Below are 320 nucleotides of genomic sequence, written 5' to 3' on the forward strand. Positions count from 1 at the left end.
CGCATCAAGGTCGAGCACATCGAGCTGTTCCAGACGCAACTGATCCGCGCGCACAGCGCAGGCATCGGCGAGCCGTTCTCGGAAGAAGTCAGTCGCGCCACCATGCTGCTGCGGGCCAATGCCTTCGCATCGAATTATTCCGCGCCGCGCGTGGAAGTGGTGGACCGCCTGCTGGCCTTCCTCAATGCCGGTATTCATCCGATCATGCCGCAGAAGGGTTCAGTCGGTGCCTCAGGAGATCTGGCGCCGCTGGCTTATCTGGCGGCGGCCATTGCCGGATTCGATGAGGCCGAAGTGATGTATCGCGGCCAACGCATGCG

General features: G+C 62.5%; 1 protein-coding gene. It reads left to right on the plus strand.

Translation table 11 applies throughout. From position 1 onward, the window contains the following. Positions 1-320 (plus strand): aromatic amino acid lyase (locus HWE01_RS22645; RefSeq protein WP_241822960.1); only part of this gene is annotated, 320 nt, incomplete at both ends.

Source organism: Herbaspirillum sp. C7C8 (assembly GCF_022627875.1).
GTDB lineage: Bacteria > Pseudomonadota > Gammaproteobacteria > Burkholderiales > Burkholderiaceae_D > Herbaspirillum.